Annotated in this window: 13 protein-coding genes; 10 read left to right on the forward strand and 3 right to left on the reverse strand. The window is 64.7% G+C overall.

Going from position 1 to position 19,320, the window contains the following annotated elements; translation table 11 throughout:
• Positions 1-211 precede the first annotated feature (211 nt).
• From J0O65_RS21055 to J0O65_RS21080, 6 genes are all read left to right on the forward strand, one after another.
• Entirely contained in the window at positions 212-3,253 is a 3,042-nt protein-coding gene (locus tag J0O65_RS21055; RefSeq protein ID WP_215409154.1) for a TonB-dependent receptor, read from the forward strand.
• Between the two features lie 66 nt (positions 3,254-3,319).
• Entirely contained in the window at positions 3,320-4,711 is a 1,392-nt protein-coding gene (locus J0O65_RS21060; protein WP_215409155.1) for a Gfo/Idh/MocA family protein, read from the forward strand.
• A 106-nt stretch (positions 4,712-4,817) separates the two neighbouring features.
• The gene (locus J0O65_RS21065) at positions 4,818-6,137 is read left to right on the forward strand and encodes a DUF3472 domain-containing protein (RefSeq protein ID WP_251373883.1); all 1,320 of its coding nucleotides are present in this window, start codon (positions 4,818-4,820) and stop codon (positions 6,135-6,137) included.
• A gap of 132 nt (positions 6,138-6,269) precedes the next feature.
• The gene (locus tag J0O65_RS21070) at positions 6,270-6,782 is read left to right on the forward strand and encodes a sigma-70 family RNA polymerase sigma factor (RefSeq protein WP_215409156.1); all 513 of its coding nucleotides are present in this window, start codon (positions 6,270-6,272) and stop codon (positions 6,780-6,782) included.
• Positions 6,779-7,762, forward strand: a complete 984-nt coding sequence (locus J0O65_RS21075) for a FecR domain-containing protein (protein ID WP_215409157.1) — start codon at positions 6,779-6,781, stop codon at positions 7,760-7,762. The genes J0O65_RS21070 and J0O65_RS21075 overlap by 4 nt, the downstream gene beginning before the upstream one ends.
• An 85-nt stretch (positions 7,763-7,847) precedes the next feature.
• Positions 7,848-10,310 (forward strand): TonB-dependent siderophore receptor, encoded by a 2,463-nt coding sequence (locus tag J0O65_RS21080; RefSeq protein WP_215409158.1) that lies wholly within the window; start codon positions 7,848-7,850, stop codon positions 10,308-10,310.
• A 4-nt stretch (positions 10,311-10,314) separates the two neighbouring features.
• Here J0O65_RS21080 and J0O65_RS21085 read toward each other — a convergent pair whose 3' ends face one another.
• A complete protein-coding gene (locus J0O65_RS21085) occupies positions 10,315-10,692 on the reverse strand; it encodes a SirB2 family protein (RefSeq protein WP_215409159.1) in 378 nt (125 codons plus the stop codon).
• 86 nt (positions 10,693-10,778) lie between these two features.
• A complete protein-coding gene (locus J0O65_RS21090; protein WP_215409160.1) occupies positions 10,779-11,225 on the reverse strand; it encodes a GNAT family N-acetyltransferase in 447 nt (148 codons plus the stop codon).
• A 282-nt stretch (positions 11,226-11,507) separates the two neighbouring features.
• Here J0O65_RS21090 and J0O65_RS21095 point away from each other — a divergent pair, with 282 nt between their 5' ends.
• From J0O65_RS21095 to J0O65_RS21105, 3 genes are read left to right on the forward strand one after another with little or no spacing between them, the layout of a single operon-like run.
• Positions 11,508-12,752 carry an MFS transporter gene (locus J0O65_RS21095; RefSeq protein ID WP_215409417.1) on the forward strand — a complete coding sequence of 415 codons (1,245 nt, stop codon included), beginning with the start codon at positions 11,508-11,510 and terminating at the stop codon, positions 12,750-12,752.
• Positions 12,749-14,134, forward strand: coding sequence for a NarK family nitrate/nitrite MFS transporter (locus J0O65_RS21100; protein ID WP_215409161.1), 1,386 nt, complete (start codon positions 12,749-12,751; stop codon positions 14,132-14,134). Before J0O65_RS21095 ends, J0O65_RS21100 begins: the two co-directional genes overlap by 4 nt.
• 54 nt (positions 14,135-14,188) lie before the next feature.
• On the forward strand, positions 14,189-14,872 hold the full coding sequence (locus J0O65_RS21105) for a carbonic anhydrase (RefSeq protein ID WP_152254038.1): 684 nt from the start codon (positions 14,189-14,191) through the stop codon (positions 14,870-14,872).
• 123 nt (positions 14,873-14,995) lie between these two features.
• Here J0O65_RS21105 and J0O65_RS21110 read toward each other — a convergent pair whose 3' ends face one another.
• Positions 14,996-15,367, reverse strand: a complete 372-nt coding sequence (locus tag J0O65_RS21110; protein WP_092716324.1) for a ribonucleotide reductase subunit alpha — start codon at positions 15,365-15,367, stop codon at positions 14,996-14,998.
• A gap of 254 nt (positions 15,368-15,621) precedes the next feature.
• Between J0O65_RS21110 and J0O65_RS21115 the strand changes: the two genes are divergently transcribed.
• Positions 15,622-19,320, forward strand: coding sequence for a nitrate reductase subunit alpha (locus J0O65_RS21115; protein ID WP_215409162.1), 3,699 nt, complete (start codon positions 15,622-15,624; stop codon positions 19,318-19,320).

A 19,320-nucleotide genomic window follows, 5' to 3' on the forward strand; every position in this document is an offset into this window, starting at 1 on the left:
TTGCGTTATAACTTTCTTTTTGTTGACGATATTTGTTTTTCTTTTTAAAGTAATCCCAAGAAAACGAAAATCAGCCGATACGGACTGATTTCCCGGAAGGTGCGGCTGCCTCGCTCTGCCTTCCGACGACCACCATAAAAATTGCATCCCCCCGGCTCCGCCCTGGAGCGGGGAGGGCGCGCATAACCCTCGATATAGACGGAGAGACACCATGCATACCACCCGACTCAAATTGCGCGACATCAGCCGCGCCGCCGCGATCGTGATCGCCCTGGCGGCCGGCGTGCCAGGCCAGGCCTGGGCACAGTCGAACGCGACGAGTACCATTTTCGGCGAAGTGAGCGCGCCGGCCGGCGCCACCGTGGTGCTGGAAAACCTGGCGACGGGCGTGCAGCGCAGCCTGACGCCCGATACGTCGGGCCGCTATGTGGCCAACTCCATGCCGCCAGGCCGCTATGCGGTGCGCGTGCTGCGCGCCGGTTCGGTCGAAGCGTCGCAGGAAGTCGAAGCCCTGATCGGCGCGGGCGCCGAAGCGAACTTCGGCCCTGCCGGCGCGGCCGGTCCCGTGGGCCAGGAGCAGACCGTCGTGGTGAAGGCGTCGCGCAATCCGATCGACGTGTCGAACACCAATAATGGCGTGATCTTCACCGCCAAAGAACTCAAGGCGCTGCCGGTCGGCAACGACGTCGCTTCCATCGTGCAGCTGACGCCGGGCGTGGCGCGCGGCACCAACAGCGTGTACGGCAATGCGCCGTCGATCGGCGGCTCGGGCCAGTCGGAAAACGCGTTCTACGTCAACGGCTTCCCCATCACCAACCTGCTGACCCAGGTGGGCGCGTCGGAGCTGCCGTTCGGCGCGATCTCCAACCTGCAGGTGCTGTCGGGCGGCTACGGTTCGGAATTCGGCCGTTCCACGGGCGGCGTGATCAACATCACCACCAAGAGCGGCGGCAACAAGGTCGAATTCGGCGGCAAGGTCTCCATCATCCCCCGTTCGCTCAAGGGCGAGCCGGAAAACACCTATTACCCGAACACGGGCGCCAATCCGAAGACGGACGGCAAGCTGCTGTACTGGAACCGCGACAATGGCAGCACCAGCAAGGTGGTGGGCCTGTATGGCAGCGGTCCGCTGATCAAGAACAAGCTGTTCGCCTTCGTGGCGCTGGAGCAGACGCGCACGGACAGCCAGGCCGTTGCCGCCACCGCCGACTCGGGCACGGCCCTGGCGCGCGGCTGGAGCACCAGCCAGAGCAAGGTGGACCGCATGATGGCCAAGCTCGACTACAACCTGACGGACGACCATCACTTCGAATACACCAAGCTGTATGACCGCACGAAGACGGATAGCCAAGCGTATGGCTACAGCTACGCCACGCATGCGAGCAATGGCGTACAGGCGGGCAAGGGCGAGACGACGGTCAACTGCTGCGGATCGTCGGCCGCGCCGGGCGCCAACATCGACATCTTCAAGTACACGGGCTACCTGACTGACAACCTGACCGTGACGGCCATGATGGGCGAATCGCGCACGTCGCACACCCGCACGCCGAATGGCTACAATCCGCTGCTGGCGCAAACGTCGTCGAATACCTCGACCCAGGTGCCTGGATTGACGTACGCCAATCCGCAAACGGTGACGGGCACCCTGGTCGACCCGTCGTCGGAAGACCGCCAGAAGGCCAAGCGCCTGGACCTGGAATACAAGCTGGGTAAGCACTCGCTGCGCGGCGGCATCGACCGCATCGACGTGGAATCGAAGGTGGGCCTGAGCCTGGCGGGCGGCTACCGCTGGAGCTACCTGAAAGCGGACGATCCGAACCGGGCCATCAACGGCGCGTTCGAGACGCCGGCACAGGGTGGCGGCTACGGCGCGCAGGGCTATTACGTCAGCAAGGACCTGAACGCCAACCTGGCGCGTCCGACCAGCGTGCAATCGGCGCAGTACATCCAGGACCACTACCAGGTCACGGAACGCGTGCTGCTGGACCTGGGCCTGCGCCGCGAGCAGTTCACCAACTACAGCACCGACGGCGTGGCCTTCATCTCGCAGCGCAACATGATCGCCCCGCGCGTGGGCGCCACCTGGGATTACCTGGGCGACGGCACTCTGAAATTCTTCGCCAACGGCGGCCGCTATCACTTGCCCGTGCCATCGAATTTGTCGAGCAACATGGCCAGCCCCTTCCTGGCCACCAGCGAGATGTTCACCTACACGGGCGTCGATCCCGTCACGGGCGCGCCGACGGGCCTGCACGCCATCAGCAAGCCGTATTCGGCCAACAACGCGTATGGCCAGAGCCGCGACGCGCGCGAAGTGACGGCCATCGGCTTGAAGCCGCTGTCGCAGGATGAATTCTCGCTCGGCTTCGAACGGGCGCTGAGCAAGAAACTGGTGGTGGGCGCCAGCGTGCTGTACCGCAAGCTGAACGACACCAACGACGACGTCTGCGACGAGCGTCCGCTGCAAGCCTGGGCCACGCGCAACGGCGTCGACACGAGAAAATGGGGCGGCTTCCAGTGCGCCATCATCAACCCTGGCCGCGACAACAGCCTGATGGTGGACTTCGACGACGGCAAGGGCTTGCGCCGCGTGGATATTTCGGCGGCGGAGTGGGGCAACCCGCTGCCATCGCGCACCTACCGCGCCTTGAACCTGTTCGTCGAACACCCGTACACAAACGGCTGGTACGGCAAGCTGACCTACACCCTGTCCGCGCTGAAGGGCAATATGGAAGGCCAGACGGACAGCATCGGCGGCGGCGACGTGGGCCTGACGGTCAGCGACGACCACAAGGAATTGATGTACAACGCGTATGGCTACCTGCCGGGCGACCACCGCCACGCGTTCAAGGCCTACGGTTTCATGCAGGTCATCCCGGACGTGATGGTGGGCGCCAACCTGTCGCTGACCTCCGGCGCGCCGCGCAACTGCATCGGCGCGCTGCCCGATAACCTGCGGTTCGAGAACGATTACGGCGATTCCTACTTCTATTGCAATGGCAAGCCGGCGCCGCGCGGCAGCCAGGGCCGTCTGCCATGGCAAGCCCAGCTGGACATGAATGTGGCCTATACTCCCAGCGCCGTCAAGGGCCTGAGCCTGAAAGTGGACGTCTTCAATGTCTTCAACAGCCAGACCGTGACCCGCTACAACGAAACGCGCGAAGACCATGGCGCCATCGCCCGCAATTACCTGCAGGTGGCTGGCCGCACGGCGCCGCGTTCGGTGCGCTTCACGGCGGAATACACCTATTAAGCTGCAACCGGCCCGCCAGGCGGCGGGCCGGCGACGATCATTACCAATGGAAGCGAGAAGAGACCAATGACGACACAATTTAATCGACGCAATTTCCTGTCCGCCAGCGCCGCGCTGGCCGGTGGCGCCATGGCCGGCAGCGCCTTGCTGCCTGGCGACGCCACTGCCGCACCTGCCGCCGGCCGCGACAAGGTCCGCCTGGGCGTGATCGGCACGGGCATGCGCGGCCAGGTGCTGCTGGCTGAACTGGTGCGCCGCGACGACGTGGAAGTGGTCGCCCTGTGCGATATCGAGCCGATCATGCTGAAACACGCGCTGGGCCAGGTGGCCAAAGCCGGCAAGCCGCGTCCGCGCACGTACGGCGAAGACCGCGACGAGAAAGCCTACAAGCGCATGCTGGACGCGGGCGGCCTCGATGGCGTGATCATCGCCACGCCGTGGGAATTCCACGCGCCGATGGCCATCGCCGCCATGCAGGCGAAGATCGCCGTCGGCTGTGAAGTGGTGGCCGGCATCACCCTGCAAGACCACTGGGACGTGCTCAATACCCAGCTGAAGACGGGTACGCCGTACATGTTGCTGGAAAACGTGTGCTACCGCCGCGACGTGATGGCCGCGCTGCAGATGGTGCGCGCGGGCCTGTTCGGCGAACTGCTGCACCTGCAGGGCGGCTACCAGCATGACCTGCGCGCCGTCAAATTCAACAGCGGCAATCCGGCCAAGCCGTACGGCGGCGGCGTGGAATTCGGCGAAAAGGGCTGGTCGGAAGCCCATTGGCGCACGCAGCACTCGGTCGAGCGCAACGGCGAGCTGTATCCGAGCCACGGCATCGGCCCGTGCGCCATGTACACCAACATCAACCGCGGCAACCGTTTTACGCGCATCAACGCCTTCGCCACCAAGGCGCGCGGCTTGCACGACTACATCGTCAAGCAGCCGGGCGGCGCGCAGCATGCGAACGCCATGGTGAAGTTCAAGCTGGGCGATATCGTCACCACCACCCTGGCGTGCGAAAACGGCGAAACCATCATCCTGCAGCACGATACGAGCCTGCCGCGCCCGTATTCGCTGGGCTTCCGCGTGCAAGGCACGGATGGCCTGTGGATGGACCTGAACAACGCGATTCACATCGAAGGCGTCAGCAAGCCGCACCAGTGGGATGACTTCAAGGCTTACCAGGACAAGTATGACCACCCCGTGTGGCGCAAGTACGCGGCGCAGGCCGAAGGCGCGGGCCACGGCGGCATGGATTTCTTCGTCATCCACGCCTTTGTCGAAGCCTTGAAGGCCAACGCGCCGATGCCGATCGATATCTACGATGCCGTGACGTGGAGCGCCATCACGCCGCTGTCCGAGCAATCGATCGCCGCCAATTTCCAGACCCTGGACTTCCCCGACTTCACGGGCGGCCAGTGGAAATCGCGCAAGCCGATCTTCGCTCTCGACGGCAAGTACTAAGTTTCAACCGCCCGCTACCGCGCTTGCCGCCGTAGCGGGTTTTTTCTATCTCGATCCGTTTTTCAACCGCGGCGCACGCCGCAAGCTGTACCACCAGGAGACGTCGATGAAACACAGAAGCGTATTATTCTCTGCGGTCTTTGCCGCCATGCCGATGCTGCTTGCCGCCTGTGGCAGCGGCGGTGGCGGCAGTGCCGGCGCCAGCGTGATCAGGGCCGAGGCAGGCCTGCCGCCGGTGTCCGGCACCCCTGTCAGCGTGGCGCTGGCGGGCAATGCCTTCATTACCAGCGCCGACGCCAGTGCGCAGGAAATCATCAATGACAATGGCCTGGCCAACTGGTCCAGTCCGAATACGGTGACGAGCACCTACTTCCGCGTGGGCGCGGCCGGTCCGGTGACCGTGGCGCTGGACGCCAGGCTGGCTGGCAGCACCAGCAGCGTGGTGCGGGTGACAGTCGACGGCCAGCCCTTCGACGTGACCCTGGCGGGTACGGACAGCAAGACGTATGCGGTGGGCACGGTCAACGTGGCCGCGCCAGGCTATGTCAAAGTGGACTTGCGCGGCGTGAGCAAGGCGGGAGGCTACTTTGGCGACGTCTCGGCGCTGAAGGTGACGTCGAACGCCACGCTCAACTACGCCAACGATCCCGCCAATTACTATTGGTCGCGGCGCGGGCCGTCCGTGCACATGGGCTACACGGTGCCGGCCAATACCGAGTATTTTTATAACGAGATGACGATACCCAAGGGCCAGGATGCCATCGGCTCCTACTTCATGGCCAATGGCTTCGGCCAGGGCTACATGGGCATCCAGGTGAAATCGACGAGCGAGCGCTGGATCCTGTTCTCCGTGTGGGACGCGGACAATGGCGCGAAAACCACCCTGGTCAGCAAGGGCGCCGGCGTGGTCGACAACGCGTTCGGCGGCGAGGGCACGGGCGGGCAGACTTATTTGTCATATAACTGGGCGGCCGGCACCACGTACCGCTTCATCACGCGCGCGCGGCCGGACGGCAATGGCGGCAGCGATTACTCGGCCTGGTTCTATGCGCCCGAGACGGGCAAGTGGCGCTACATCGCCACCTGGAAGCGGCCGGCGATTTCCACGTATTTGACGGGCGTGCATTCCTTCCTCGAGAACTTCATCGATACCCTGGGCTACACGGAGCGCCGCGTCCAGTTCGGCAACCAGTGGGCAAGGAACGTTTCCGGCGCCTGGTCGGAAGTGACGGCAGGGCGCTACACGGGCGACGCCACGGCCACCAATGCGCAGCGCATGGACTATGCGGGCGGCCTGGAAAACGGCAAGTTTTATTTGCGTAACGGCGGCTTTTTCGCCGAGGTCGTGCAAACCGGCCAGAATTTCACGCGGCCCGCGACGGGGCAGGTGCCAGCAGTCGACGTAGCGGCCTTGCCGCTGCAGTAAGCGCGGTGGCGTCGTAACGCCAGCCCCGCGCCTGCCACGCGCGGGGCCTGGCTTGCTCGGAATAGTTGCGCGGCAATAGGTCTCCAGTTAGAATGCGAATCATTATCATTTGCAAACAAGGGAGCGTGCGACGTGTCGGCAGCCCAACCCGGCGTTCACCAAGAGGTGGGCAGCCTGTATCACGATCATCACCGCTGGCTGCAAGGCTGGCTGCGGCACAAGCTGGGCAACGCCTTTGACGCGGCCGACGTGGCGCACGACACCTTCATGCGCCTGCTCAACCGCGAGGAGCGCATCGCCGCACGCGAGCCGCGTGCCTTCCTGACGACGGTGGCCAAGGGCGTGCTGGGCAATCTGTACCGGCGGCGCGACCTGGAAGCGGCTTACCTGGAAACCTTGGCCAGCTTGCCGGCGCAGTGCGCGCCGGACCCGGAGGCGCAGGCGATCCTGCTCGAAGCGCTGTTCGACATCGACCGCCGCCTCGATGGCCTGGCGCCGCCCGTGCGCCGCGCCTTCCTGCTGTCGCAGCTCGACGGCATGCCGCAGGCGGCCATTGCCGTCGAACTGAATATTTCTCTCGCCACCGTGCAGCGCTACCTGGTGAAAGCCATGCACCAGTGCTTTTTCTCCCAGCCGCCGGCATGAGCATGCCTGGCAACGCCGCACCGGAAGCGGCCAGCCTGCAGGCTGTCGAATGGCTGGTGCGCCTGCAGGCCAGCGATTGCGCGCCCGAGGTGGAGCAGGCCTGGCGCGCCTGGCGCGACAGCGACCCGGAAAACGAGCAAGCCTGGCAGCACGTGGAAGGCTGCATGGCGCGCATGCGTGCCTTGCCCGCGCCGCTGGCGCACGGCACGCTGGCGCGCAAGCCGCTGCACGCGCAGGCGAATGCGGCGCGGCGCCAGTCGCTCAAGCTGCTGGCGCTGCTGGCCGTGGGCGGCGGCGCCTGGCTGGCGGGCGGCGACGGGCAGGCGCGCTTCTGGCTCGCCGATTACCGCACGGGCACGGGCGAATTGCGCCACATTGTGCTGGAGGACGGCACGCGCATCGCCCTGAATACGGCGTCGAGCATCGACGTGCGTTTCGACGCGGGCCAGCGCCTGGTGACGGTGCTCAAAGGCGAGATCATGGTCAGCACGGCGCGCGATGCGGCGGGCCGGCCCTTTTTCGTGCGCACGGCGCAGGGCCGTTTGCAGCCGGTGGGCACGCGCTTTGCCGTGCGGGTGCAGGGCGAATGCACGCAACTGGGCGTGTTCGAAGGCGCCGTGCAGATCCTGCCGGAGCAGGCGCCCGGTGCGGCGCGCAGGCTGGACGCCGGCCAGCAGGCCAGCTTCACGGTGGCGGGCGTCGGCCCCGTGCAGGCTCTGCCTGCGGGCGCGGACGCGTGGACGGCCGGCATGCTGGTGGCGCACGACATGCCGCTGGCCGATTTCGTCGGCGAGCTGGCCCGCTACCGGCATGGCCGCCTTGCCTGCGACCCGGCCGTGGCCCACCTGCGCGTGTCCGGCATCTACCCGCTGGCCGACACGGCACAGGTGCTGGACATGCTGACGCGCACCTTGCCCGTCGGCATGCGTCAGACCACGCGCTTCTGGGTGAGCGTGGTGCCGCATCGGAAGAATCCATGATTATTTTCCGAAAAACTGAGGGGTTTTCGATTCTCGCGTGACATAGCGAGTGAACCCTTCATTCACTTTCAGGAAAACAGTCCGCATGCCCAGCACAACACCTATTTACACCTCTTCCGTTTCCCGCACATGCCGCCACAGCGTGGCGGCGCTGGCCGTCAGCCACGCCCTGTGGCTGCTCGCCGCCAGCGGCGCCTCCGCCGCCGCGCCCCTTGCCCAGGCAGCCAATGCGGCGCGCATCGAGCTGGCCATACCCGCCGGCACCCTGGAACAGGTGCTGGTGCGCTTCGGCCAGGAGACGGGCACCATGATTTCCTACCAGGCCGCCACGGTGGCGGGCAAGCGCAGCGCCGGGCTGGCGGGCAGTTACAGCGTGCCCGAGGCACTGGGCGCCATCGTCGCCGGCTCGGGCTTGCGCGCCGTGCCGCAGGCAAATGGCGGTTATGTGCTTGACGTGGCGGCGGCCGATGGCGGCCAGACCATGCCCGAGATGAAGGTCAGCGCCAGCTTTGATGCGAACGGCGCGACGGAAGGCAGCGGCTCGTATACGACGCAGAGCATGCGCTCGGCCACGCGTCTGGGCCTGTCCGTGCGCGAGACGCCGCAAGCGGTCAGCGTGGTCACGCGCCAGCAGATGGATGACCAGAACCTGCAAACGGTGGAAGAGGTGCTGCAAAACGCGGCCGGCGTGGCCATCAACCGCTACGACAGCGACCGCACCTCGTTCTTCGCGCGCGGCTTTTCCATCGCCAGCTACCAGTACGACGGCATCCCCACCACGGTCGACAATGCGTTCAGCGTGGGCGACAGCACCCTGGACATGACGGCCTACGACCGGGTCGAGATCGTGCGCGGCGCCACGGGTCTGCTGACGGGCGCTGGCGAGCCGTCGGCCACCATCAACCTGGTGCGCAAGCGTGCGTCGTCGAGGCAGCTGGCCGGCGCGGCCGCCCTGAGCCTGGGTTCCTGGAACAACGCGCGCGCCAGCGCGGACCTGTCCACGCCTTTGACTGCGGACGGCAAGGTGCGCGGGCGGGTCGTGGCCAGCTACCAGGACAGCGAATCGTATGTGAACCTGTATCACGGCAAGAAAGCCATGGCCTACGCCACCGTGGAAGCGGACCTGGCGCCCGGCAGCGTGCTGATCGCCGGCTATGAATACCAGGACAACCGTCCGCGCGGCGGCATGTACGGCGGCTTGCCGCTGTGGTATGCGGATGGCGAGCGCGCCACGTTTTCCCGTTCCGCCACCACGGCCGCCACCTGGAGCCGCTGGTTCAGCACCAGCCAGACGGCTTTTTTGCGCCTGGAGCAGGAACTGGGCGGCGGCTGGAACCTGACGGCCATGCTGAATCACGGCTGGGGCAATTACTCGGCTGCCGAGACCTTCGCCTACCTGTGGCCCGACAAGGCCACGGGGCAGGGCATGAAGGGCAGCCCCGGCTTTTATTCAGGCACGCGGCGCCAGGACAGCGTCGACGCCTATGTGCAGGGACCGGTCCAACTGCTGGGGCGCACGCATGACCTGGCATTCGGCGTCTCGGGCAGCAAGCAGTTCGCCAGCAATCCGGGCATCGCTGGCGGCAGCGTCGATTACGGCAATTTTGGCCAGTGGCAGGGCGTGGCGCCGGAGCCGGACTGGAACGATCCCGGCTTCTCGCGCTGGAAGCTGCTCGACACGGTGCAGCAGCGCGGCATCTATGGCACGGCGCGCTTTTCACTGGCCGATTCCTTGAAACTGATCGTTGGCGCGCGCTACAGCCGCTACAAGGCGGACCATGTGGATGACTGGGGCGGCAGCTACGCGTATGCCAAGCATGCCGTCACGCCGTATGCGGGCCTGGTGTGGGATATCGACGCGCAGCATGCGCTCTACACCAGCTACAGCAAGATCTTCAAGCCGCAGGGCTATCAGGACCGTGCCGGCCGCTACCTCGATCCCGTACAGGGCAAGAATCTGGAAGCGGGCGTGAAGGGCGAATATTTCGGCGGCAAGCTCAATGCGGCGCTGGCCGTGTTCCGCATCGCGCAAGATGGCCTGGCGCAGGAAGACACGGGGCATTTTGTCGGCAATTCGCTGACGCAGGCGTACTACGCGGCGTCGGGCACCACCAGCAAGGGTATCGAGCTGGATCTGTCGGGCGAGATGGCACGGGGCTGGAACGTATCGGCCAGCGTGTCGCATGCGGCGGCCGAGGACAACACGGGCGCACGCCTGAACAGCTATGTGCCGCAGACCCTGGCGCGCGTGTTTTCCACATACCAGCTGCCTGGCGGCTGGCGCGCCTTGTCCGTGGGCGGCGGCGTGAACTGGCAGAGCGGCGCCTACCGCGATGCCTCGGGGCCGAAGGGCACGCAGCGCGTGGAGCAGGGCGGTTATGCCGTGGCCAGCCTGATGGCCAAATATGCGCTGTCGCGCCAGCTGTCGCTGCAGGCGAACATCAACAACCTGTTCGACAAGCATTACTACAGCCAGATCGGCATGTATAACCAGGCTTACTGGGGCGCGCCGCGCAACGCCAGCGTCACGCTGCGCTACATCTTCTGATGCCTCACAGTGGCCAGGCCTGCCTGGTGACGGCCACGGCGACGATGTAGGCGAAGACCAGCACGGCGAGCGCGAAGGCGGTGCCGCGCACGGCCGGCGTCTTGCCGCGTTTCAGGGCGATGGTGCCCAGCACGATGTAGGCCAGCAGCGCGCACAGCTTGGCGGCCAGCCATGGCTGGCTGCCCGGCGACTGGCCGCTCCACACGGCCAGGGCGATGGCGCTGGCCAGCAGGGCCGTGTCGACCAGGTGCGGCAGCACTTTCACCCAGCGCTGCTGCAAGGCGGGCGAGGCGCGCAGCATCCAGGCGCCGCGCAGGAGGAACAGCGCGCCGCTGGTGGCGGCGCAGCCCATGTGGAAATGCTTGAGGCTCAGATAATCCATGCGTGATGTGGTGGGCGTTGATTGACGGTGGCGCCAGCATAGCCGTCTTTGGCGCGCCGCGCCATACGCCTTCGGGAGGACGGTCCTCAGCGCAGGAACTTGACGTACACGAGTTCCGGATCGCCCTCGTCGAGATGGTCGATCTGGCCGCTGCGCACGAAGCCCGCGCGGGCGAACAGCCGTTGCGCGGCCAGGTTGCTCTCGTTCGTCGAGCTGAATATTTTCCCTGTCCGGCACGCGGCTTCGGCCGCCGCCAGCAGGCGCAAGCCCACGCCGCGCCGCTGCTGCCCGGGCGAGACCACCACCAGCGAGACAAAAGCGTGGCCGAAGAAATCGCCGTGCGTGAGCGCATAGCCGACCACCTGGCCAGCGCGGATGGCCACCTGGCAGTGGTCCTGGCCGACGGCGGCGCGCACGGCGTCGCCCCGGCTGGCGTGTGCCTGCGCATACGCATCGCAGGCCAGCATGGCGTCCACGTCGCCAGGCCGCGCCGCGCGGGTGATGATCTGCTGCGTGTCGTCCCTGTTCTCCATGCCGCTCCTTTTCTCCAGGCGCCGAGTGTGCCAAAAATATATCCGTTTGTAAAACACCCGCCATCCAGGCTAGGTTCGTGCCGCGCCATCTAGTCACTTTTGCCGATGCGGCTATCCAGATTGCCTTTCCAGAATCACCCTGTGACCGATAGTGGCTTTCCCCTTCGCCACGTAAGCTGGTCGGGACGGCTGGCCAGACGGCCAGTGCATTCATGGAGAAACATCGTGGCTACCCTAGATGGCACTAAGAACAACAGTAACAACACGGCAGTGGAAGGGGGCATGCGGCGCAAGCAGGCTTCCGTATTGGTCAGCAGTACCTTCGCGTTTACCATCTGCTTCGCGGTCTGGATGATGTTTGCCGTACTGGGCATCCCCATCAAGACCAGCCTGGGCTTGACTGAGACACAATTTGGCCTGCTGGCCGCCATGCCCGTGCTGACGGGCTCCCTCGTGCGCGTGCCGCTGGGCATCTGGACGGACAAATACGGCGGACGCCGCGTCTTCTTTTGGCTGATGCTGGCCAGCGTGGTGCCGATCTACCTGATTTCCTACGCCACCGCCTACTGGCATTTCCTCGTGCTGGGCATGTTCGTCGGCCTGGCGGGCGGCTCGTTTTCCGTCGGCACGCCCTACGTGGCGCGCTGGTACGAAAAGGAGCGTCGCGGCCTGGCGATGGGTATCTTCGGCGCCGGCAACTCCGGTTCCGCGCTGACCAAGTTCGTCGCGCCGGGCATCGTCGCCGCCTTCGGCTGGCAAATGTTGCCCAAGGTGTATGCGGTGGCCATGCTGGCCACGGCCATCCTCTTCTGGCTGTTCTCGTACACGGACAAATCGCACCTGGCCCCATCGGGCGAGAGCTTTTCCGCGCAGATGAAGGTGTTGAAGGATCCGCGCGTGTGGCGCTACTGCCAGTACTACTCGGTGGTGTTCGGCGGCTACGTGGCGCTGGCCCTGTGGATGACGAAGTACTACGTGGCCGAATACGGTTTTGATTTGAAGCACGCGGCGCTGCTGGCGGCCTGCTTCTCGCTGCCCGGCGGCGTGCTGCGCGCGATGGGCGGCTGGATCTCGGACAAATACGGCGCGGCGAAAGTCACCTGGGCCGTGATGTGGGTGTGCTGGGTGTGCTTCTTCCTGCTGTCGTATCCGCAAACCCAGATGGTGGTGGAAACCGTCACGGGTCCGCTGGCCTTCCATATCGGCCTGTCGCCGCTGTGGTTCACCGTGCTGCTGTTCATCGTCGGCATCGCCATGGCCGTGGGCAAGGCGTCCGTCTTCAAGTTCATCGGCGATGATTTTTCCGACAACATCGGCGCCGTCTCGGGCGTGGTCGGCCTGGCCGGCGGTCTCGGTGGCTTCATCCTGCCCGTGATGTTCGGCGCCCTGGTGGACTTCACCGGCGTGCGTTCGAGCTCCTTCATGCTCCTGTACGGCACCGTCTGCGTTTCCCTCGTCTGGATGCATTTTTCGTTCAAGCCGCTGCGCGCGGCGACTATCCCTCAACCTGCAGGAGTAAAAGCATGAGCCGCTACATGATCAATACGTGGGAGCCTGAGACTCCCAGTTTCTGGCAAAACACGGGCAAGGCCACGGCCGCGCGCAATCTGTGGATCTCGATTCCCGCGCTGCTGCTGGCGTTCGCCGTGTGGATGGTGTGGAGCGTGGTGGTGGTCAACCTGCCCAACATCGGCTTTACCTACAGTAACAACCAGCTGTTCTGGCTGACGGCCTTGCCGGGCCTGTCCGGCGCCACCTTGCGCATCTTTTATTCGTTCATGGTGCCGATCTTCGGCGGGCGCCGCTGGACGGCCATTTCCACCGGCTCGCTGCTGATTCCCGCCATCGGCATCGGCCTGGCCGTGCAGGACGTGAACACGGGCTACCCCACCATGCTGATCCTGGCGCTGCTGTGCGGCTTCGGCGGCGGCAATTTCGCCTCGTCGATGGCCAACATCAGCTTTTTCTACCCAAAGTCGAGCAAGGGTTTCGCGCTGGGCATGAATGCCGGCCTGGGCAACCTGGGCGTGTCGGTGGTGCAGTTCGTCGTGCCGCTGGTGATCACCTTCGCCGTCTTCGGCGCCTGGGGCGGCGATTCGCTCACCTGGGTGAAAAATGGCGTGAGCAAGGAGATGTGGCTGCAAAACGCGGGCTTCATCTGGGTGCCGTTCATCGCCTTGAGCACCTTGCTGGCCTGGTTCGGCATGAACGACCTGGCGTCGGCGAAGGCCTCGTTTTCCGAACAGGCCGTGATCTTCAAGCGCAAGCATAACTGGCTCATGTGCTGGCTGTACACGGGCACCTTCGGCTCCTTCATCGGTTATTCGGCCGCGTTTCCGCTGCTGATCAAGATCCAGTTCCCCGACGTGAACCCGCTCGATTACGCCTTCCTCGGTCCTTTGGTCGGCGCGCTGGCGAGGGTGGCCGGCGGCGTGATTTCCGACAAACTGGGCGGCGCCCGCGTCACGTTATGGTCGTTCCTGCTGATGATAGGCGCCGTGCTGGGCGTGCTGTATTTCATGCCGCAGGCGGGCGCGGGTGGCAGCTTCAATGGCTTCTTCTGGATGTTCATGCTGCTGTTCGCCGGCACCGGCATCGGCAACGCGTCGACCTTCCGCATGATCCCCGTGATCTTCCTGACGGAACACCAGCGCGCGGCGGCCGGCAAGGGCAAGGCGGCGCAGGAGCAGGCCATCGTCGACGCCAACAAGGAGGGCGCCGCCGTCCTGGGCTTCACCTCGGCCGTGGCGGCCTACGGCGCTTTCTTCATCCCGAAAAGCTATGGCACGTCGATTGCGCTGACGGGCAGCCCCGACGCGGCCCTGTGGTGCTTCATCGGCTTTTATGTCAGCTGCATCGCCATCACCTGGTGGTGCTATGCGCGCAAGAACGCACCCATGCCTTGCTAGTTAGGACGCCTGGCAAGTCGTTCTTGCCAGGCGTTCAGGAAATGAGAGTATGTGATGGAAGAACTGGAAAAATTCGTCAACGGCTTCAGCCTGTTTCAGCAGCAGTATTTCAGCGAGCCGCAAACCTTGTACGACAGCCTGCGCGACGGGCAGCGGCCCTCGACCTTGCTGATCGGCTGCTGCGATTCGCGGGTCGACCCCATGCTGCTGACGGGCAGCGACCCGGGCGACATGTTCGTTGTGCGCAATATCGCCAACCTGGTGCCGCCATGCACGCCCGACGCGCCGCCCGGCGTCAGTTCGGCCATCGAGTTCGCCGTCTGCAAGCTGGAAGTGGCCAGGGTCATCGTGCTGGGCCACGCGCGCTGCGGCGGCATCCGCGCGCTGCTGGAACCGCAGCCGCGCGCGGAAGGCCAGGAAACGGACTTCGTGGGACAGTGGATGCGCATCGCCGAACCGGTGGCGCAGCGCGTGCGGCGCGAACTGGCGCACCGCTCGTCGGCGGAACAGCACCACGCGTGCGAGCTGGCCAGCATCCTGCAGTCGCTGGACAACCTGCTCACCTATCCATGGCTGAAGCGCCGGGTGGAGCAGGGGGTGTTGAAATTACATGGATGGTATTTCGACATCGACAGCGGGGCGCTGATGGCGTATTCGGCGCGCCAGCAGCAGTTTTTGCCGCTGGTGTGTCCTATCGAGCGCGCGCGCCACCTGCACGAGCGCCCTGGTAAAACCTGACAAAACCTGCTGCGCGTCGCGATCTGCGGCCTGCGATGCTCACTGTGCTAAAGCACAGCTGCGCTTCTTAGCCACAGCTCCCATCCGCTCGCGACGGTTTTCTCAGGTTTTGAAACCATAGACTCAGCTAAACCGCAGCAAATCCCCGCTGCGGTCAAACGCCAGCAGGCTGTCGATGCGGCCTTGCTCGATGGCCGTCACCATGGCGCGCAGGGGCGCCTCGCATTCCTGCGCCGCCGGCGGCTGGCCTTCGCGACCCGCCAGTCCCGCCACGAAGACCACGTCCCAGTGCGTCTGCATCTGTTTCGACTCCTCCTTTAACGTCTCGAAGCTGTCCAGTTCCTCGGGCAGCTTGTCGGCGCACATCACGGGCGTGAGCGACTTGCCCTGGCCGCCGGGCTGGGCCTGCGCCTGGGTAAAGGTGAACAGCAGGCGTTGCGGCTGCTCCTGGTTGCGGGCGCTGCGCAGCAGGCTGGCGTAATCGGTAATCGACATGGTTTTTCTCCTGGTTGAATGATGGCGGCAGCGATGGTGACAGATATACCGCAGCATGCGCGCCGCGCCCATAGGCAAGAGTGACTATCCGGGTGACTACGCGCCTATGCATTCCTGGCGCCGGAAACCGACTTCTTGCCAATACCGCCGGGCAGGGCGCATCGATAGACTGTTTGTATCGACGCTCGAGCCATCCTGCTTGCAGCGTTTTTTGAGACCCGGCGCCGCTGCCCGCGGCGCAATGTGGAGGTAGCATGAGTCATTTTCTGGACCGCCTTAAATTTTTTAGCAAGTCCGCCGAGCCGTTCTCGAACGGCCATGGCACCGTGGTCGATGAAGACCGCACCTGGGAAAACGCCTACCGCCAGCGCTGGCAGCACGACAAGATCGTGCGCTCCACGCATGGCGTGAACTGTACCGGCTCGTGCAGCTGGAAGGTGTATGTCAAGAATGGCCTGATCACCTGGGAAACCCAGCAAACCGATTATCCGCGCACGCGGCCCGACCTGCCCAACCACGAGCCGCGCGGCTGCCCGCGCGGCGCCAGCTATTCCTGGTACGTGTATTCGGCGCAGCGCGTGAAATACCCGATGGTGCGCGGCCGCCTGATGGAAATGTGGCGCGAAGCGCGCAAGACCATGGACCCCGTCACGGCCTGGGACTGGATCAGCCAGGACCCGGTGCGCTCGCAGCAGTACAAATCCATCCGCGGCCTGGGCGGCTTCGTGCGCGCCACCTGGGATGAATCGAATGAAATCATCGCCGCCGCAAATGCGCTGACGATCAAGAAATACGGCCCGGACCGCGTCGTCGGCTTTTCGCCGATTCCCGCCATGTCCATGGTCAGCTACGCCTCCGGCACGCGCTATCTGTCGCTGATCGGCGGCGTGGCCCTGAGTTTCTATGACTGGTACTGCGACTTGCCGCCGGCCAGCCCGCAAGTGTGGGGCGAGCAGACGGACGTGCCGGAATCGGCCGACTGGTACAACTCGACCTATCTGATGGTGTGGGGCTCGAACGTGCCGATGACGCGCACGCCGGACGCCCACTTCTACACGGAAGTGCGCTACAAGGGCACGAAGACCGTGGCCATCTCGCCCGACTACGGCGAAATGGTGAAGTTCGGCGACATCTGGCTGGCGCCGAAGCAGGGCACGGATGCCGCGCTGGCGCTGGCCATGGGCCACGTGATCCTCAAGGAGTTCCACTCGGAAGGGCAGAGCGCCTACTTCCGCGACTATGCGCGCCAGTACACGGACTTCCCCATGCTGGTGCTGCTCAAGGAGCATAACGGCACCCTGGTGCCCGACTACTTCCTGCGCGCTTCGCACCTGGACAACAACCTCGACGAAAGCAACAACCCGGAATGGAAAACCCTCGTCATCGACGAGACCACGGGTGCGATCACGGCGCCGGCCGGCTCGATCGGCTTTCGCTGGGGCGAGTCGGGCAAATGGAACCTGGAGCAAAAAGCGGGCGGCAGCGGCGAACCTATCGTGCCGATGCTCTCCCTGATCAGCGACAGCGACGCCGTCACGGAAGTGGGCTTTGCCTACTTCGGCGGCAAGGATGCGGCCGACATGTTGCTGCGCAAGGTGCCGGTGAAAACCATCCGCCTGGCCGATGGCACGACGGGCCTCGTCACCACCGTGTTCGACCTGACCCTGGCCAACTACGGCATCGACCGTGGCCTCGGCGGTGCCAATGTCGCGGAAAGCTATGACGACGACGTGCCCTACACCCCCGCATGGCAGGAAAAGCACACGGGCGTGAAACGCGCCGACGTCATCACCGTGGCGCGCCAGTTCGCGCAAAACGCCGACCAGACGCGCGGCAAGAGCATGGTCATCGTGGGCGCCGGCCTGAATCACTGGTACCACATGGACATGACGTATCGCGGCATCATCAACATGCTGATGATGTGCGGCTGTATCGGCCAGTCGGGCGGCGGCTGGGCCCATTACGTGGGCCAGGAAAAACTGCGTCCGCAAACGGGCTGGACGCCGCTGGCCTTCGCCCAGGACTGGGTGCGCCCGATGCGCCAGATGAACGGCACCTCGTTCTTCTATGCCCACACGAGCCAGTGGCGCCATGAAAAGCTGGAAACGGGCGATATCGCCTCGCCATCGGCGGCCGGCGGCACGGGCGACCTGACCCTGCTCGACTACAACGCCAAGGCCGAGCGCATGGGCTGGCTGCCATCGGCGCCGCAGCTGCAGACCAATCCGCTGGAAGTGGCCAAGGCCGCCAAGGCGGCAGGGCAGGCGCCGGCCGCGTATGCGCTCGACCAGATCAAGGCGGGCCAGTTGCAGTTCTCGTGCGACGACCCGGACAACCCGGCCAACTTCCCGCGCAATATGTTCGTCTGGCGCTCGAACATCCTCGGTAGCTCGGGCAAGGGCCACGAGTACTTCCTGAAATACCTGCTCGGCACGCAGAATGGCTTGCTCAGCGACGAAGACGACTGCCTCACGCCGAAACAGGTGAAAGTGCGCCCGGCCGCCGAAGGCAAGCTCGATCTGCTGGTGGTGCTGGACTTCCGCATGTCGACCACCTGCCTGTACGGCGACGTGGTGCTGCCGACGGCCACCTGGTATGAAAAGGACGACTTGAACACGTCGGACATGCATCCCTTCATCCACCCCTTGTCGGAAGCCGTGCAGCCGCTGTGGCAATCGAAGTCGGACTGGGAAATCTACAAAGGGCTGGCCGAGAAATTCTCGGAAATCGGCGGCGAGCTGCTGGGCACCCAGCAAGACATCATCCTCACGCCGCTGATGCACGACACCCCGGGCGAACTGGGCCAGCCTTTCGATCCCAAGGACTGGCGCGCCGGCGAATGCGACGCCATTCCCGGCAAGACCATGCCGAACATGACGGTGGTCGAGCGCAATTACCGCGACGTCTACAAGAAATTCACCTCGATCGGCCCGCTGCTGGAAACCATCGGCAACGGCGGCAAGGGCATCTCCTGGAAAACGGGCCATGAAGTCGACGTGCTGCGCGGCATCAACCGCACGGTGCTCGACGAGGGCGTGTCGAAGGGCCAGCCGCGCCTCGATACGGCCATCGATGCGGCCGAAATGATCCTGTCGCTGGCGCCGGAAACGAATGGCCACGTGGCTGTGAAAGCCTGGGCCGCGCTGTCCGCCATCACGGGACGCGAGCACACCCACCTGGCGCTGCCGCGCGAGCATGACAGCATCCGCTTCCGCGACGTGCAGGCGCAGCCGCGCAAGATCATTTCCTCGCCCACCTGGTCGGGCCTGGAAAGCGAAGAAGTCAGCTACACGGCCGGCTATACCAACGTGCATGAACTGATCCCATGGCGCACCCTGACGGGCCGCCAGCAGTTTTACCAGGATCACCTGTGGATGCGCGATTTCGGCGAAGGGCTGTGCGTGTACAAGCCGGCCATCAACACGAAGACGACGCAAGCGCTGCTGGGTACCCGCCCGAACGGCAACAAGGAACTGGCGCTGAACTTTTTGACGCCGCACCAGAAGTGGGGCATCCACTCCACGTATTCGGACAACCTGCGCATGCTGACCCTGTCGCGCGGCGGACCGCACGTGTGGCTGTCGGAAACCGACGCGAAGGCGGCCGGCATCGTCGACAACGACTGGATCGAAGTGTTCAACGTGAACGGTACCCTGACGGCGCGCGCCATCGTCAGCCAGCGCATCCCGGCCGGCATGACGATGATGTACCACGCGCAGGAAAAGATCATCAACGTGCCCGGCGCGGAGATGACGGGCAAGCGGGGCGGCATCCATAACTCGGTGACGCGCGCCGTGCCCAAGCCGACGCACATGATCGGCGGCTACGCCCAGCTGGCGTACGGCTTCAATTACTACGGCACGGTGGGCTCCAACCGCGATGAATTCGTATTGGTGCGCAAGATGAACAAGGTTGACTGGCTCGAAGGCCCGTTGCAGGAAGAAGGAGCATAG

The organism is Janthinobacterium sp. JC611 (assembly GCF_018682595.1).
Classification (GTDB): domain Bacteria; phylum Pseudomonadota; class Gammaproteobacteria; order Burkholderiales; family Burkholderiaceae_D; genus Janthinobacterium.

Bases quoted from the DNA above. Each gene is read 5' to 3' on its own strand.
- J0O65_RS21060 (WP_215409155.1), top strand. From the start codon at position 3,320: ATGACGACACAATTTAATCGACGCAATTTCCTGTCCGCCAGCGCCGCG.
- J0O65_RS21065 (WP_251373883.1), top strand. From the start codon at position 4,818: ATGAAACACAGAAGCGTATTATTCTCTGCGGTCTTTGCCGCCATGCCG.
- J0O65_RS21110 (WP_092716324.1), bottom strand. From the start codon at position 15,367: ATGTCGATTACCGATTACGCCAGCCTGCTGCGCAGCGCCCGCAACCAG.
- J0O65_RS21075 (WP_215409157.1), top strand. From the start codon at position 6,779: ATGAGCATGCCTGGCAACGCCGCACCGGAAGCGGCCAGCCTGCAGGCT.
- J0O65_RS21080 (WP_215409158.1), top strand. From the start codon at position 7,848: ATGCCCAGCACAACACCTATTTACACCTCTTCCGTTTCCCGCACATGC.
- J0O65_RS21100 (WP_215409161.1), top strand. From the start codon at position 12,749: ATGAGCCGCTACATGATCAATACGTGGGAGCCTGAGACTCCCAGTTTC.
- J0O65_RS21095 (WP_215409417.1), top strand. From the start codon at position 11,508: ATGCGGCGCAAGCAGGCTTCCGTATTGGTCAGCAGTACCTTCGCGTTT.
- J0O65_RS21055 (WP_215409154.1), top strand. From the start codon at position 212: ATGCATACCACCCGACTCAAATTGCGCGACATCAGCCGCGCCGCCGCG.
- J0O65_RS21090 (WP_215409160.1), bottom strand. From the start codon at position 11,225: ATGGAGAACAGGGACGACACGCAGCAGATCATCACCCGCGCGGCGCGG.
- J0O65_RS21105 (WP_152254038.1), top strand. From the start codon at position 14,189: ATGGAAGAACTGGAAAAATTCGTCAACGGCTTCAGCCTGTTTCAGCAG.
- J0O65_RS21085 (WP_215409159.1), bottom strand. From the start codon at position 10,692: ATGGATTATCTGAGCCTCAAGCATTTCCACATGGGCTGCGCCGCCACC.
- J0O65_RS21115 (WP_215409162.1), top strand. From the start codon at position 15,622: ATGAGTCATTTTCTGGACCGCCTTAAATTTTTTAGCAAGTCCGCCGAG.